At 63.6% G+C, this 16,252-nt stretch carries 13 protein-coding genes; 4 read left to right on the top strand and 9 right to left on the bottom strand.

Annotated elements, in window-relative coordinates:
* Positions 1–96: 96 nt before the first annotated feature.
* The 9 genes from FJ426_RS28765 to puuE form a co-directional block, all read right to left on the bottom strand.
* On the bottom strand, positions 97–1,752 hold the full coding sequence (locus FJ426_RS28765) for an ABC transporter ATP-binding protein (RefSeq protein WP_140501254.1): 1,656 nt from the start codon (positions 1,750–1,752) through the stop codon (positions 97–99).
* Positions 1,752–2,576 (bottom strand): ABC transporter permease, encoded by an 825-nt coding sequence (locus tag FJ426_RS28760; protein WP_140501190.1) that lies wholly within the window; start codon positions 2,574–2,576, stop codon positions 1,752–1,754. Before FJ426_RS28760 ends, FJ426_RS28765 begins: the two co-directional genes overlap by 1 nt.
* An 11-nt stretch (positions 2,577–2,587) precedes the next feature.
* Positions 2,588–3,547, bottom strand: a complete 960-nt coding sequence (locus FJ426_RS28755; protein WP_140512803.1) for an ABC transporter permease — start codon at positions 3,545–3,547, stop codon at positions 2,588–2,590.
* A 15-nt stretch (positions 3,548–3,562) separates the two neighbouring features.
* Positions 3,563–5,149 (bottom strand): ABC transporter substrate-binding protein, encoded by a 1,587-nt coding sequence (locus FJ426_RS28750; RefSeq protein WP_140512805.1) that lies wholly within the window; start codon positions 5,147–5,149, stop codon positions 3,563–3,565.
* Positions 5,150–5,302: 153 nt separating this feature from the next.
* Positions 5,303–7,288, bottom strand: coding sequence for a CocE/NonD family hydrolase (locus FJ426_RS28745; RefSeq protein ID WP_140559798.1), 1,986 nt, complete (start codon positions 7,286–7,288; stop codon positions 5,303–5,305).
* Between the two features lie 92 nt (positions 7,289–7,380).
* Positions 7,381–7,974: a nucleoside deaminase gene (locus tag FJ426_RS28740; RefSeq protein ID WP_140559797.1), complete on the bottom strand. Its 594-nt coding sequence runs from the start codon at positions 7,972–7,974 to the stop codon at positions 7,381–7,383.
* On the bottom strand, positions 7,974–8,477 hold the full coding sequence (locus tag FJ426_RS28735; protein WP_140501180.1) for an ureidoglycolate lyase: 504 nt from the start codon (positions 8,475–8,477) through the stop codon (positions 7,974–7,976). The genes FJ426_RS28740 and FJ426_RS28735 overlap by 1 nt, the downstream gene beginning before the upstream one ends.
* On the bottom strand, positions 8,474–9,337 hold the full coding sequence (locus tag FJ426_RS28730; RefSeq protein ID WP_140501178.1) for a bifunctional allantoicase/(S)-ureidoglycine aminohydrolase: 864 nt from the start codon (positions 9,335–9,337) through the stop codon (positions 8,474–8,476). Before FJ426_RS28730 ends, FJ426_RS28735 begins: the two co-directional genes overlap by 4 nt.
* A 10-nt stretch (positions 9,338–9,347) precedes the next feature.
* Positions 9,348–10,772 (bottom strand): allantoinase PuuE, encoded by a 1,425-nt coding sequence (puuE, locus tag FJ426_RS28725; protein WP_140559796.1) that lies wholly within the window; start codon positions 10,770–10,772, stop codon positions 9,348–9,350.
* Positions 10,773–10,973: 201 nt separating this feature from the next.
* Between puuE and uraH the strand changes: the two genes are divergently transcribed.
* From uraH to xdhC, 4 genes are all read left to right on the top strand, one after another.
* On the top strand, positions 10,974–11,348 hold the full coding sequence (gene uraH / locus FJ426_RS28720) for a hydroxyisourate hydrolase (RefSeq protein WP_140501174.1): 375 nt from the start codon (positions 10,974–10,976) through the stop codon (positions 11,346–11,348).
* Positions 11,349–11,351: 3 nt separating this feature from the next.
* A complete protein-coding gene (gene xdhA, locus FJ426_RS28715) occupies positions 11,352–12,833 on the top strand; it encodes a xanthine dehydrogenase small subunit (protein ID WP_140559795.1) in 1,482 nt (493 codons plus the stop codon).
* Positions 12,833–15,178: a xanthine dehydrogenase molybdopterin binding subunit gene (xdhB, locus tag FJ426_RS28710; RefSeq protein ID WP_140559815.1), complete on the top strand. Its 2,346-nt coding sequence runs from the start codon at positions 12,833–12,835 to the stop codon at positions 15,176–15,178. Before xdhA ends, xdhB begins: the two co-directional genes overlap by 1 nt.
* Positions 15,179–15,240: 62 nt before the next feature.
* Positions 15,241–16,248, top strand: coding sequence for a xanthine dehydrogenase accessory protein XdhC (gene xdhC / locus FJ426_RS28705; protein ID WP_140825665.1), 1,008 nt, complete (start codon positions 15,241–15,243; stop codon positions 16,246–16,248).
* Positions 16,249–16,252 lie beyond the last annotated feature (4 nt).

Genomic DNA, 16,252 nt, shown 5'->3' with positions numbered 1-16,252 from the left:
ACAACCGCACACAGGCGATGCCGTCCGAAGGACGTCTGGCCCTCCAGTGTTGCATCCGGATGACGTTCGTCATCTCCTTGACTGGCGAACCGCTGGCTAGTTCCCGGCGCTCGCCATGCGTCGCCCCTTGATCGCCTTTTCCAGCCAGCCGATCTCCATTTCCGGAACCGAGGACAGCAGGAGGTCGGTATAGGCATCGAAAGGCGGTGTGAGCACCTTGCTTTTGGAACCGTAACGGACCACCTCGCCGCGATACATCACCGCGATCGAATCGGCGATCGACCTTACCGTCGCAAGGTCGTGGGTAATGAAGAGATATGCGACCTTCTCGTGCTGCTGCAGGTTCAACAAAAGCTTGAGAATGCCGTTGGCCACCAGCGGGTCGAGCGCCGAGGTCACCTCGTCGCAGATGATCAGCTTCGGTTTGGCGGCGAGCGAGCGGGCGATGCAGACGCGCTGCTTCTGGCCGCCCGACAGCTCCGCCGGATAGCGGTCGAGGAAGCCTTTGCCCATCTCGATCTCGTCGAGCAATTCGGCGACGCGCCGGTCGCGCTCACGTCCCCGCATGCCGAAATAGAACTCCAGCGGCCGGCCGATGATGGTGCCGACGGTCTGGCGCGGGTTCATGGCCACGTCGGCCATCTGGTAAATCATCTGCAGCTGCCGCAGATCCTCCTTCGGCCGGTCGGCAAGCCGGTTGGCAAGCGGGCGCCCGTCGAAGGTCACCGTGCCCTGTTCGGGCGGCAGGAGCCCTGTGATGGCGCGCGCCAGCGTCGACTTGCCGGAGCCGGACTCGCCGACCACCGCCAGCGTCTGGCCGGGATAGATATCGACGGAGACGTTCTTCAGCACCTTGACATGACCGCCGCCATAAGCGGCGGTGACGTTCTTCACGGACAGGAATGGCGAGACGCCGGGTTTCTGCTCGGCGTGTTCGATCTCGTGCACTGACACCAAAGCGTTGGTGTACTCCTGGCGCGGTTCCTTGATGATCTGGCGGGTGCCGCCCCATTCGACCAGACGGCCGTGGCGCAGCACCATGATCTCGTCCGAAACCTGGGCGACGACGGCGAGGTCGTGGGTGATGTAGAGCGCGGCCACATGCGTGTCGCGGATGGCGTCCTTGATCGCCGACAGCACGTCGATCTGCGTCGTCACGTCGAGCGCCGTCGTCGGCTCGTCGAAGACGATCAGGTCCGGTTCCGAGCACAGCGCCATCGCCGTCATCACACGCTGCAGCTGGCCTCCGGAGACCTGGTGCGGGAAACGCTCGCCGATGGTTTCGGGATTGGGCAGGCTCAGCTTCTTGAACAGCGCGACGGCGCGTTTCTCGGCCTCCGCGCGCGTCGCCCTGCCGTGCAGGAGGGTGGCTTCGACAACCTGGTCCATCAGCCTGTGCGCCGGGTTGAACGCCGCTGCCGCCGACTGCGCGACATAGCAGACCTCGCGGCCGCGCAGCCTGCGGAAACCTTCCTTGCCGCCCTTGAGGATGTCGCGGCCGTTGAGGAGCACCTCGCCGCCGGTGATGCGCACGCCGCCGCGCCCATAACCCATCGAAGACAGGCCGATGGTCGACTTGCCGGCACCGGATTCGCCGATCAGGCCGAGCACCTTGCCCTTTTCCAGGGTCAGCGAGACGTCGTGGACGAGCGTGATGGTCTTTGGCGCTTCGCCCGGTGGGTAGACCATGGCTTCGATGCGCAGGTTGCGGATATCGAGGAGCGGGCTGGATTTCGCTTTGCTGTCGGCCATCATCCGCGTCCTCCTTTCAGGCTTGTCGTGCGGTTGAGCACCCAGTCGGCGACGAGATTGACCGAGATCGCAAGCGCCGCGATCGCGGCCGCCGGTATGAGCGCCGCGGCAATGCCGAAGACGATGCCGTCCTTGTTTTCCTTGACCATGCCGCCCCAGTCGGCATCCGGCGGCTGTACGCCGAGGCCAAGAAAGGAGAGCGTCGACAGGAACAGCACGGCATAGATGAAGCGCAGGCCGAGTTCCGAGACCAGCGGCGACAGCGCATTGGGCAGGATCTCGCGGAAGATGATCCAGGTGCTGCCTTCGCCGCGCAGCTTGGCGGCTTCGACATAGTCCATGACGTTGATGTCGACGGCCACCGCGCGCGACAGGCGGTAGACGCGGGTCGAGTCGAGAATGCCCATCACCAGGATCAGCGTCACCAGGTTTGTCGGCAGCACCGAGAGCACGACAAGGCCCATGATCAGCGTCGGGATCGACATCAGAAGATCGACGAGGCGCGACAGCAGCGTGTCGAACCAGCCGCCGAACACCGCCGCCGAAAAGCCGAGAATGGCGCCAAGCGAGAAGGACAACGCCGTGGCGAGCACTGCGATGAAAAGGGTGATGCGCGCACCATAGATCATGCGCGACAGCAGATCGCGGCCAAGGTTGTCGGTGCCCAGCCAGTGCGCCGCCGACATGGGCTCCCAGACGTCGCCGACGATCTCGCCATTGCCGTGCGGCGCAAGCCACGGCGCGAAGATGGCCGCCAGCACGAACAGGGCCGTCAGCACCAGGCCGACCAGCGCGGGCACGGGGATGCGTTTGATGTCGAGCATGCCCGCCCTCTTCATTTGGGATGCCTCAGGCGCGGATTGGCGACGATTGCCGCTATGTCAGCGATGATGTTGAGGCCGATATAGACGGCGGCGAAGATCAGTCCGACCGCCTGCACCACCGGCACGTCGCGCTTGGTGACGTGATCGACCAGATACTGCCCCATGCCGGGATAGACGAAGATCACTTCGACCACGACCACGCCGACGATCAGATAGGCGAGGTTGAGCATGACGACGTTGATGATCGGCGCGATGGCGTTCGGGAAGGCATGTTTGCGGATGACCGCGAAAGCCGAGAGCCCCTTGAGCTCGGCGGTCTCCACATAGGCCGATTGCATGACGTTTAGGATCGCAGCGCGCGTCATGCGCATCATATGGGCAAGCACCACCAGCGTCAGCGCCGCCGCCGGCAGCGCGATCGCCTGCATGCGTTCACCGAAAGGCATGCCGTCATAGACGGTCGAGATGGCGGGGAACCACTGATGCTGAACCGCGAAGTAGAAGACCAGCAAGTAGCCGATGAAGAATTCCGGGAAGGAGGTCGAGGCGAGCGCCAGTCCCGAGATCAGCTTGTCGACCCAGCCGTTGCGGTAGCGCACCGCGATCAGGCCAAGCGTTATGGCCAGTGGAATGGCCACGATCGCCGCCCAGAAGGCGAGGAAAAGCGTGTTCCACAGCCGGCCCTTGATCGATGTTGCGATATCCTGTCCGCTCGACATGGCGGTCCCGAGATCGCCGGTCAAAACGCCGCCGAGCCAGCGGAAATACCTGATATAGGCCGGATCGTTGAGCCCAAGCTGCTCACGCAGATTGGCGAGCGATTCCGGTGTCGCCGACTGCCCTAGGATGGCTTGCGCGACGTCGCCGGGCAGGATCTGTGTGCCGGCGAAGATCAGGACCGAGACGGCCAACAAAAGGAGGATGCCCAGCGCGACGCGCTGGGCCACCAGTTTCACGATGGGTGAGGACATCTGGGCAAGGCCGGCTCAGGCTTCGAGCCAGCACTTTGCCAGGGCATAGCCATTCATCAACTCCTGGTGCGGATCGTCCACCCAGCCGCCCACCTTGGCGCCGGTGGCGTCGATGAACTGGTTGAACATCGGCAGGATCAGGCCGCCTTCGTCGCGCACCATGACGGCCATGTCGTGATACATCGCCTTGCGCTTGGCCTCGTCCAGCTCGGCGCGCGCCGCCAGCACCATCTTGTCGAAATCCGGGCGCTTGAAACGCGTGTCGTTCCAGTCGGCGGTCGACAGGTAGGCGGTCGAGTACATCTGGTCCTGGGTCGAGCGTCCGCCCCAATAGGAGGCGCAGAAGGGCTGCTTGTTCCAGACCTCGTTCCAGTAGCCGTCGCCCGGCTCGCGCTTGAGCTCGATCTGGATGCCGGCCTTGGCCGCGCTCTGCTGGAAAAGCTGGGACGCGTCGACGGCGCCGGGAAAGGCGACGTCGGAGGTCCTGAGCAGCACCGCGCCGTCATGCCCCGACTTCTTGTAGTGGAACTTGGCCTTGTCCGGATCGTATGTGCGCTGCTCGATCTCGGTGAACAGCGGGTAGGCGGCATTGATCGGGAAATCATTGCCGAGCGAACCGTAACCGCGCAGCACCTTCTTCAGCATTTCTTCGCGGTCGATCGCCAGCTTCAGCGCCATCCTGAGGTCGTTGTTGTCGAACGGCGCCGTATTGCAGTGCATGATGAAGACGTAGTGGCCCGGTCCCGCATGGTTGCGGATGGTGACGCCCGGCACGCGTTTGATCAGGTCGACGATCTTCGGCTCGACGCGGTTGACCATGTTGACCTGGCCGCCCTGCAGGGCGGCCGTACGGGCCGTAGCGTCGTTGATGACGATGATCTCGATCTGGTCGGCATGGCCCATCTTGTCGCCCTGCCAGTAATTGGCGAAGCGCTCGCCGCCATGGCGCACGCCGGGCTCGTTGGTGGTGACCTTGTAAGGGCCCGCCGAGATGCCGGCATCGGCCTTGTCCTTGCCGCCATTGGGCTGGACGATCAGGTGGTAGTCGCTGAGCAGGTAGGGCAGATCGGCATTGGCCTCCTTCAGCGTCAGCACCACTTCCTTGCCGCTGGCCTTGATGCTTTCGATGCCTTTCATGTAGCCGAGCGCGCCGGACTTCGACTTCTCGTCCGAATGACGCTCGAGCGTGGCGGCGACGTCTTCGGCGGTCACCGTCTTGCCATTGTGGAATTCGACGCCGTCGCGGATCTTCAGTGTCCAGACCTTGGCATCGTCGGACGAGCCGATCTCCTCGGCGATGCGGTTCTCGAGCTTGCCCTCGGGGGAAAGCTCGACGATCAGTTCGCCCCACATCTTGCCGAAGGCGAACGGCACCTGCGTCATGAACAGGGCTGGATCCAGGCTGTTGGTGGACTCGCCGCCAACCAGGCCTGCCTTGAGCGTGCCGCCCTTGACCGGGCCGGCTGCGCGCGCCGCGCTCGAAAGCAGTGAGTTGGCGAAGGTCGCGGTGACGCCGAGCGCTGCCGCCCGGCCGAGAAAATCCCGACGGCTGAGCTTGCCTGAGGCGACGCGTCGGCTAAGGAATTCCAGTTCGTTTGACATTTTGAGTTCCTCACTCTGTTGGTTCGACCTTAGTGATCGTTTTCTTGTTTCTTGTGAGGGGAATAATGACCGCAAGGGAAAGCGGTAAGCAAGACCGAATGCGACATGCCGTGGCGTAAATGGCACGTCGCAATTGGACCAATGCCTTGCCGCTCAAACAAGCGAGCGCGGAACCGCCTGTTCAAAATCGCGTTCGAAGACGAGTTTTTCGCCTTCGTAAGCTTCAATTCGGGCGCTTACGATGAAGTTTTTGGCGTCCGAGCGTATTTCGGCCGATGTTTCGGTGCGCACCGACCATCCGCTTCGCGACAGGGTTTGCGTCCAATGCGTCCGTCCCCCAGCCGACAACGGATCGTCCGGATGGATCGTCCAGGTCTCGCGGGCGATGCTGCCGTTCGCCAGGCCATGTGCAAGATCGCGCACCTCGCCGAAATCGTCTTCTATGGAAAGCGTGACGATGCCGGTCTTCTCGTCGCGGTCGACGCGGCGTTCCGAATTGGCCGGGCGGATCGTCTCGGTTGCCCAGGGGGAAGCAGCCTCCGGCGCGGCGAACGTGACCTCGTCGCCCGTCGCCAGCGGGCGCAGCGGCAGCTTCAGCGTCGCCGCCGACAGGCTCAGGCGGACCGGCTCCGGCGAGGGCCAGATCATGGGCCAATAGGCGTTCGAGACGGCTATGCGCAAATGGTGGCCGGCCGGCACGCGATAGGCGCACTGGTCGAGCACGACGCGTGCCGAAACGCTCTCGCCGGGGACAAGCGCTTGCGGGAATTCGTGCGAGAGGCGATGCGTCAGGTTGAGCACGCCATAGGAGATCAGTTCGGAGGCGCCATCGGGATGCACGTCGCAAAGCCGCACCGCGATGTTGGCCTGCGGGCGGTCGCAGGATAACCGGACGTCGACTTCCGGTGCGCCGACGACGTCGATCGCCTCGGCGAGTTCCGGCTGGTCGAAACACACCGACAGCGCGTCGTCGGGACGCTGGTCGCCCGGCAATTCCGGGCCGAAGGTGAACGGGAAATACTCACCGCCGGCCAGCCCACAGCTTTGCGGCGAAGCGATGGTGACGGATTTACCGCCCGCCGGGATCAATTCGATCGTTCGCGTCTTGATGTCGGGCGAAGGCCACTGCCGCTCCGCCACCCAGCGGCCCGGCCGTTCCGGATGCCAGCGCGCTGGCCGCACGCTGTCCATCACATAGGCGCGGTAGGCCGGGTCGGCCTCGACGCCGGTCTCGACGCCCTTTAGCCAGCGGTCCCACCAGCGTAGCGCTTCCTGCAGGAAGCCGATTGCCGGCTGGGGCCCGGCATAATGCGGGTATTTGTGGATCCAGGGGCCGACGATGCCTTTGACCGGCGCCTCGATGTTGGCGACGAGATGCGAGATGGTGTTGCGGTAGCCGTCATGCCAGCCGCCGATCGACAGCACCGCGGCCTTGACGGCGGAGAAATCCTCGCAGATCGAGCCGCGTTTCCAGTAGGCGTCGCGGTGCTGGTGGCCAAGCCAGAGCGGCAAAAGGAACGACTGGTTCTCCAGTCGGCTGAGCCACAGGTCGCGCCATCTGTTGTCGCCCGCCAGCAGCGGGTCCGGCGGCCGTGACGAATAGGACAGCATTGTCGAGGCCCAGCCGAAATTTTCCAGTAGCAGGCAGCCGCCCTTGTAGTGGATGTCGTCGGCATAGCGATCAACGGTCGAGCACAGGCTGATCACCGCCTTGAGCGCCGGCGGCTGCATGGCTGCCACCTGCAGGCAGTTGAAGCCGCCCCAGGAAATGCCCATCATGCCGACATTGCCGTTGCACCAGGGTTGGGCGGCCGCCCAGGCGATGACGTCGCAGGCATCCTGCAATTCCTGCTCGGAATATTCGTCGTCCATCAGCCCTTCGGAATCGCCATTGCCGCGCATGTCGACACGGATCGAGGCATAGCCGTGGCCGGCGAAATAGGGATGCGTCAGCTGGTCGCGAAAGATGGTGCCGTCGCGCTTGCGGTAGGGCAGGTGCTCGAGGATGACAGGCACCGGATCGTCGCCGGCATCTTCCGGCATCCACACCCGCGCCGACAGCCGGCAGCCATCCGGCATGACGATGTCCATATCAGGGAATTCGACGACCTTGCGGGGAAACTCGGTGACGGTTTTCATGGCGCGCATAACGCCTCGCGGCGCGGCAAGTTTCAATCGCCATTCGCGACTGGAGCAGCGGAATATGCGACCTGTGCCGCTGCTTGGTGCCCTCAGTTCAGCGGAATGTCGTTCTCGGCCTTGTTCGCCTGGTAGTCGCCAGAGAGCGCTTCATAAAGTGCTGCAATCTTGCCGATGCGCGCCTCCAGCCGCCCGCGTTCCGCCTCGGGCAGCGCCCGCACCAGCTTGCGGATCGAAAAGCTCTTCCAATAGGCGTTCTCGGCATTGTAACCGCCGGGATCGAGGGTGAAGACCTCTTTCAGGATTTTCAGATCGTGCGGGATGGCAAAACTGTCGCGCGAATCCTCGTGGCTGAACAGATAGTAGAAATTGTCGAAACCGGTCCAGGTGATCGCCGACAGGCAGAGCGAACAGGGCTCGTGCGTGGCCAGGAAGATGGCCTCCTTGGTGTCGACACGTTCGGCTTTGGGCATTTCGTAGAAGCGTTTCAGGCAGTGCACTTCGCCATGCCAGAGCGGGTTTTCGATCTCGTTGTTGGTTTCGGCCAGCACCAGCGAGCGGTCGCCTTTCTTCAGGATCGCCGCGCCGAACAGCTTGTTGCCATGGGCGACGCCTTCCTGCGTCTTCGGCACGATGTCGTGCTCGATGACGTCGAGCAGGCGGTCGATCAGCGAAATGTCGGTCATCAAAGGATCTCGTCGGGGAGATGAATCTCGTAGGCGTGCGAAAAATGGAATTCTTCGAGATTGGAGCCGTCGCCGCCACGGTCGACGATCAGGAAATCCTGGGGCTCACCCAATGGCGTCAGTACGCCGTGCCATAGATTGCGTGAATAATTGATGCCTTGCCCTGGCTTGGTGATGAAGGCATGCGGCTCGGCCGGACCGTCCTTGCCGTCATGGCAGACGACGACCAGGAACGGTCGTGGCGACAGCGGGACAAAGGCCTGGCTGCCGAGCGGGTGACGCTCGACCATGGTCAGCGCCAGCGGCAATTCGTAAGGCGTGCCGCGCACCATCGAGATCAGCACGCGCGCATTCGGCCCCACGGCCTCGGCGGTCGCCAGATCATGGTAGCGCTCGGCCTTGCCGCCATTGATCGGGTAGTGGTTGTCGCCGCCCATGTCGATGACATCGCCGAACGGGGCAAAGCCCTCGCGGGTCAGCGGCCGCGCGACGATGCGGGTCACGGCGCACGCCCTGCGATCCCGGCACTGCCGAGTTTGGCGTGCCGGTTGACGTCCTTGTAGAGCAGATAGCGGAATTTTCCCGGTCCGCCGGCATAGCAGGCCTGCGGACAGAAGGCGCGCAGCCACATATAGTCGCCGGCCTCCACCTCGACCCAGTCCTGGTTGAGCCGGTAGACGGCCTTGCCTTCCAGGACATAGAGCCCGTGCTCCATGACATGGGTCTCGGCAAAGGGAATGACCGCGCCCGGTTCGAGGGTGACGATGGTCATGTGCATGTCATGGCGCATGTCGGCCGGATCGACGAAGCGCGTCGTCGCCCAACGGCCGTCGGTACCGGGCATCGGCGTCGGCCCGATGTCCTGCTCGTTGGTGAAGAAGGCTTGCGGGACCTCGAGGCCGCTGACGGACTCATAAGCCTTGCGTATCCAGTGAAAGCGGACAGCCGCATTGCTTTCGTTGCGAACAGTCCAGCCGCTCGACGGCGGCAGGAAGGCGAAGCCGCCCGGCCGCAAGACATGTCTTTCGCCGGCAAGCAGGACGGTCAGTTCGCCTTCGACCACGAACAAGGCGCCCTCGGCGCCGGCATCGGGTTCCGGCCGGTCGCTGCCACCGCCGGGCGCGATCTCGACGATGTACTGCGAAAACGTCTCGGCAAAGCCCGACAGCGGCCTCGACAATATCCAGACGCGGGTCTTGTCCCAGAATGGCAGGGCGCTGGTGACGATGTCCTGCATCACGCCCTTGGGGATGACGGCATAGGCCTCGGTGAAGACGGCGCGGCCGGTCAGAAGCTCACTCTGGCCGGAATGGCCGCCATGTGGAGCATAATAGGTTCGCTCGGGCATCCTGATCGTATCCATGGGTTCAAACCTATTGCGGAAGCATGTCCTTGAGGCGGAAGAGCGCGATGCGCTCGACCTGTTTGCAGGCGGTCTCGAATTCGACGCCGCGGCTGTTGCCGATGCGCCTTTCGAACTCCGCCAGGATTTCTTGCCTGGTCTTACCCTTCACCGCGATGATGAACGGGAAACCGAAGGTGGTGACGTAGGCGGCATTGAGCTTGGAAAACAGCTCGCGCTCCTTGTCGGTCAGCTCATCGAGGCCGGCCGAAGCCTGTTCCCTGGCCGATTCAGCCGTCAGCCGCCTGGCCCTTGCCAGCTTGCCGGCAAGGTCGGGATGGGCGTTGAGCACGCCGAGCCGCTCCGTTTCGCTTGCGGCGCGGAAAACGCGGCAGAGCGCATTGTGCAGGCCGCCGGCGCTGTCGTGCGCCGGGCCAAGTTCCAGCTCGTAGGCGCGCTCGGCTATCCACGGCGAATGTTCGAAAACGCCGCCGAAAGCATGCACGAAGGCCTCGAATTCCATCCTCGAAGGGCGCAGCACCGGCTGCTTGTATGGATGGGTCTCGCGCCAATGCCTGGCGATGTCGATACGCCGCGCCAGCCAGACCTTGTCGTGCGACTTCACATAGTCGACGAAGCGCTTCAGCGCCGCCACCCGCCCCGGCCGCCCGACGAGGCGACAGTGCAGGCCGATATTCATCATGCGCGGCCGCCCAGCCTTGCCTTCGGCATAGAGCGTGTCGAAACTGTCCTTCAGATAGGCGAAGAACTGGTCGCCCGAGTTGAAGCCCTGCGGCGTGGCGAAGCGCATGTCGTTGGCATCGAGCGTGTAGGGGATGATGAGCTGTGGCCTGTCGGTCCCCTCATCCGCGAACCAGTAGGGCAGTTCGTCGTCATAAGTGTCTGAGACGTAGTCGAAGCCGCCTTCCTCCGCCACCAGCCGCACGGTGTTGACCGACGTCCGGCCGGTGTACCAGCCCGTCGGGCGCGCGCCTGTCACTTCGTAGTGCAGCCGGATCGCCTCCTTGAGGTCGCGGCGCTCGTCCTCGGCGCTGTGGTCGCGGTAGTCGATCCATTTCAGTCCGTGCGAGGCGATCTCCCAGCCGGCATCCTGCATCGCCGTCACCTGATCGGGCGAGCGGGCGAGTGCCGTGGCGACGCCGTAACAGGTCACTGGCACCTCGGCCTCGGTGAACAGGCGAAGCAGCCGCCAGAAGCCTGCCCGCGCCCCATATTCGTAGATCGATTCCATGTTCCAATGGCGTTGGCCCGCCCAGGGAGCCGCGCCGACGATTTCCGACAGGAAGGCTTCCGAAGCCTTGTCGCCATGCAGGACGCAGTTCTCGCCGCCTTCTTCGTAATTGACGACAAATTGCACGGCCACATGCGCGCCACCGGGCCATTTGGGATCCGGCGGATTGGCTCCGTAGCCGCGCATGTCTCTGGTGTAACGCATCGTCCCTCCCACGGGGCATCGCCCGAAGTATGATCAGGATATCGAAAGGGTGCTTCTCGCATTCCCCCGAAAATTTTTGAAAGTGTTTTTGTCGCACTCCGCTCGACCGGGACTTATGCATCGCCTTTAATTGGCGCACAATTCATCAGCAATGTTTGGCTGTACCGGCCGGTTTGTTCGTATTGGAATGGGAGGCGGACAATGGCAGAAACGTCGAAAATCGATGGCGGGCGTCTGACGACCCATGTCCTGGATACGGCAACCGGCAAGCCCGCGGCGGGATTGTCGATCGCGCTCTACCGGATCGATGGCCCGGCCAGGACGCATCTGAAGACGGTCGCCACCAACGCCGATGGCCGTTGCGACGCACCGCTTTTGGCCGACGCGGATTTCCAGACCGGCGAATACGAGCTTGTGTTCGCCGCTGGCGACTATCTGCGGCGCCAGGGAACGAAACTGCCCGAGCCGGCCTTCCTCGACACCGTGCCGATCCGCTTCGGCATGGCGGATGCCGTGCACTATCATGTGCCGCTGCTCGTCTCGCCCTACGGCTATTCGACTTACAGGGGGAGCTGAGACGTGGCCGAGGTCAAGATCCGTAACGATATTCGTTTTATCCTCAACGGCAGGGATGTCGTGCTGTCATCCGTGGCGCCTGACGCGACCTTGCTCGACTGGCTGCGGCTCGACCGATCGCTGCGCGGCACCAAGGAAGGCTGCGCAGAGGGCGATTGCGGCGCCTGTACCGTGCTGGTCGGCAGGCTTTCCGCCGGCGAACTGGTCTATGAAAGTGTCAACGCCTGCATCCGCTTTCTGGGTTCGTTGGACGGCACCCATGTCGTGACGGTCGAGCATCTCCGTGGAACGCCGGGCCAGTTGCACCCGGTGCAGCAGGCGATGGTGGATTTCCACGGTTCGCAATGCGGCTTCTGCACGCCAGGTTTCGTCATGTCGCTTTACGGCTTGTGGATGAAATCACCGGAACCGTCGGACGCGGCCATCGAAAAGGCCTTGCAGGGCAATCTCTGCCGCTGCACCGGCTATGAGGCGATCATGCGCGCGGCTCGCGCCATCTCCAGCTACGGCAAAGCACAGAAGGATCCGCTGGCGCTGGAGCGTCAGTCGATCATGGCCAGACTCGAGGCGATGGGCGACGGCGCACGGATCGAGATCGGCGCCGGCAAGGCGCGGCTCGTCGTGCCGGCTGACGTTGACGATTTCGCCGCCGTGCTCGACAAGGAACCGGGCGCCACCATCGTCGCCGGCTCGACCGATGTCGGTCTCTGGGTGACCAAGCACATGCGCGATATTTCGCCTGTCATCTTCATCGGCAATCTCGACGGGCTGTGCGCCATTGCCGAGGACAAGGACGTGATCTCGATCGGCGCCGGCGTCACCTATTCCGATGCCTTCGCGATGCTGTCGAAACGCATCCCGGCGCTCGGGCCATTGTTCGATCGCATCGGCGGCGAACAGGTGCGCAACATGGGCACGATCGGCGGCAACATCGCCAATGGCTCGCCGATCGGCGACACACCGCCGCCATTCATCGCGCTCGGCGCGCGGCTGACGCTGCGCCGTGGAAGCAAGCGGCGCACGATCCCGCTCGAGGATTTCTTCATCGCCTATGGCAAGCAGGACCGGCAGGCCGGCGAGTTCGTCGAGGCCGTGCATGTGCCGGTTCCGGCAAACGAAACGAAGTTCGGCGTCTACAAGATCACCAAGCGCCGCGACGAGGATATCACCGCCGCCCTCGGCGCGTTTTTTCTGACCTTGGCCAGGGACGGCACCGTGGCCGATATCCGCATCGCCTATGGCGGCATGGCGGCGACGCCGAAGCGGGCTGCGGCGGTCGAGAAAGCTCTGCTCGGCAAACCCTGGACCGAAGAAACAGTCGAGGCGGCGATGACCGAATACCCAACGGATTTCACGCCGCTCACCGACATGCGGGCAAGCGCTGAATATCGGGCTTTGGCGGCGAAAAACTTGTTGCTGCGTTTCTTTGTCGAAACCACCGGCACCAGGGCACCGTTCCAGGTGTCGCGCAACGAGGCGGCATGATGAACAAGCACGCCAGCGCCAATTTAAAGGCCGAAAAGATCGTCGGCGGCGTCGCCACAGACCAGCGCCATGATTCCGCGCACAAGCATGTCAGCGGCAGCGCCGTTTACATCGATGATATGCCCGAACCGGCGGGCACGCTGCATGGCTGCCTCGGTTTGGCCACGGCCACGCATGCCACCATCGCCAAAATGGACCTGTCGGCGGCGCGCGCCGCCCCCGGCGTGATCGACGTGCTCACGGCAAAGGATGTGCCGGGCGAGAACGACATTTCGCCGACCGGGCGCCATGACGAGCCGGTACTCGCCGACGGCGAGGTACAGTTTTTCGGCCAGCCGATCTTTTGCGTGATTGCCGAGACGCGCGAGCAGGCGCGGCGCGCCACCAGGCTGGCAAGGGTCGAATACGAGGAATTGCCTTTCGTCACCGACATCGGCACGCTTGATCCGACCAGGGACAAACTCGTCACGCCGCCTCTGACGCTGAAACGCGGCGACGCGGCTGCTGCGATCCGTCAGGCCCCCCGCCGGCTAAAAGGAAAAATGCGCGTCGGCGGCCAGGAGCATTTCTACCTCGAAGGGCATATCGCGATGGCGGTTCCCGGCGAGGATCAGGACGTCACCATCTATTCCTCGACGCAGCATCCGAGCGAAGTCCAGCACATGGTTGGTCATGCACTCGGCGTGCCGAGCAACGCCATTACCGTGGAAATGCGTCGCATGGGGGGCGGCTTCGGCGGCAAGGAAACGCAGGGCAACCAGTTTGCAGCGCTGGCCGCGATCGCCGCCAAGAAGCATCATCGGGCAGTGAAAATCCGGCCCGATCGCGATGACGACATGATCGCCACCGGCAAGCGGCACGATTTCCTCATCGACTACGAGGCCGGCTTCGACGATGAGGGCAATATTCTCGGCGTCAACTTCATGTTCGCGGCGCGCTGCGGCTTTTCTGCGGACCTTTCCGGGCCGGTCACCGACCGCGCGCTGTTCCACTGCGACAATACCTATTTCTGGCCGGCTGTGCATGCACAGTCGGCGCCGCTCTACACCAACACGGTCTCGAACACCGCCTTTCGCGGTTTCGGCGGCCCTCAAGGCATGGTCGGCGCCGAGCGTATCATCGACGAGGTGGCGTTTGCCGTCGGCAAGGACCCGCTTGAGATCCGCAAGCGGAATTTCTATGGAACCGCCGACCGCAACGTCACGCCCTACCACCAGGCGGTCGAGGACAACATCATCCACCGCATCGTCGCGGAACTGGAAGAAAGCGCCAGCTATGCAAGGCGCCGGCGCGAAATCTCGGCCTTCAACAACAACAGCCGCTTCATCAAGCGAGGCCTCGCACTGACGCCGGTCAAATTCGGCATCTCGTTTACCGCCACGCATTACAACCAGGCCGGCGCGCTGGTGCATGTCTACACCGACGGTTCGGTGCATCTGAACCATGGCGGCACCGAGATGGGGCAGGGCCTCAACGTCAAGGTGGCGCAAGTGGTGGCGCAAGAGTTCCAGATCGATCTCGACCAGGTGAAGATCACCGCGACGACCACCGGCAAGGTGCCGAACACCTCGGCCACCGCCGCGTCGTCCGGCACCGACCTCAATGGAATGGCGGCGCAGAATGGCGCCCGCCAGATCAAGGACCGGCTGACCGATTTCGCCGCCGAGAAATACCAGGTGCCACGCGACCAGGTGCTGTTCCTGCCCAACAGGGTGCGAATCGGCAACCAGGAGATACCTTTCGCCGACCTCGTCAAGCAGGCCTATATGGCCCGCATCCAGCTTTCGGCGGCCGGCTTTTACAAGACGCCGAAGATCCACTGGGACCGCGACAAGGGCGAGGGCCGTCCTTTCTATTATTTCGCCTATGGCGCCTCCTGCTCGGAAGTCTCGGTCGACACGCTGACCGGCGAATACATGGTCGAACGCACCGACATCCTGCACGAGACGGGCCGCTCGCTGAACCGCGCCATCGACCTCGGCCAGGTCGAGGGCGGCTTTATCCAGGGCATGGGCTGGCTGACGACCGAGGAACTGTGGTGGGATGACAAGGGCCGGCTGCGCACGCATGCGCCCTCGACCTATAAGATCCCGCTGGCGTCGGACCGGCCCAAGATCTTCAACGTGACACTGGCCGATTGGCCGGAGGCCGGTGAGCCGACGATCCATCGCTCCAAGGCGGTCGGCGAGCCGCCCTTCCCGCTCGGCATGTCGGTGCTGCATGCCCTGTCCGACGCGGTGGCAAGCGTCGCCGACCACAGGATCTGTCCACGTCTCGATGCGCCTGCGACACCGGAACGCGTGCTGATGGCGATCGAGCGGCTGAAGAAAGAGGCGAAGACCTGACTCCGGCAAAACGTGCAAAACAGGCCGAAAAGGCCTATATTTCCCGACAGGGAATGTAAAAAATGAACACGACTGTGCAAAGCCTGAAAGCCTTTCTTGGCCAAACCGGCCGGGTCGCGCTCGTCGAGGTCGCGGCGACGAAGGGCTCGACGCCGCGCGAGAAGGGCGCCTTCATGCTCGTCTCGCAAGCAGCGACATCGGGCACGATCGGCGGCGGCCAACTGGAATATATGGCCATCGACAAGGCACGGCAGATGCTGGGCTCTTTACCCTCCTCCTTGCGGGGAGGGTCGGCGAGCGGACGCCGCGAAGCGGCGTCAGCGAAACGGGGCGGGGGAGCGGCGTTCACAGATCCCTCGACGACGACGTCGTCCAACCCTATCCACAACGGGGAGGGTGAAGAGACCCGCCCCGACGCCCGCGTGATCCTCGACGTGGCGCTCGGTCCGGAGATCGGCCAATGCTGCGGCGGGCGCGTCGAGGTGTCGATCCGCCTCGTCGATGCGACGTTGGCGCAGGAGCTGATTTCGGCCGCGGAAATCGAGCAGGCTGAACTGCCTTATGTCTACATCTTCGGCGGCGGCCACGTCGGGCAGGCGCTGGCCTCCGCGGTAGCGCTTCTCCCTGTGCGTGCCGTTGTCATCGAAACACGGGCCGACGCGCTAGACGGAATGCCGGAAGCCGTCGAGACGCGGCTGACCCCGATGCCTGAAGCCGAGGTGCGCAACGCGCCTGCAGGCAGCGCCTTCGCCATCCTCACCCATGATCATGCGCTGGACTTCCTGATTGTCGCCGAAGCCCTGAAGCGTGGCGACACCGCCTATGTCGGCATGATCGGCTCGAAGACCAAGAAAGCGACGTTCAGGAACTGGTTGCTGAAATCGGCGGAGGGTACGGAAGCGCAGTTTGCCCGCCTCGTTTCCCCAATTGGCGGTGACGCCGTGAAAGACAAGCGCCCATCCGTCATTGCCGCGCTAGCGGCCGCCGAGATCATGACGGCGCTGGTCAATCACGGCGCCGCGTCAAATGCCGGACGTCAGATGCCGCATGATAGGACGTTGGCCGGGTAAGGTC

This window comes from Mesorhizobium sp. B2-6-4, from assembly GCF_006441495.1.
Lineage (GTDB): Bacteria > Pseudomonadota > Alphaproteobacteria > Rhizobiales > Rhizobiaceae > Mesorhizobium.
The sequence above is the reverse complement of the archived record's forward strand: the minus strand, read 5'-3'. Positions and strand labels throughout refer to the sequence as shown.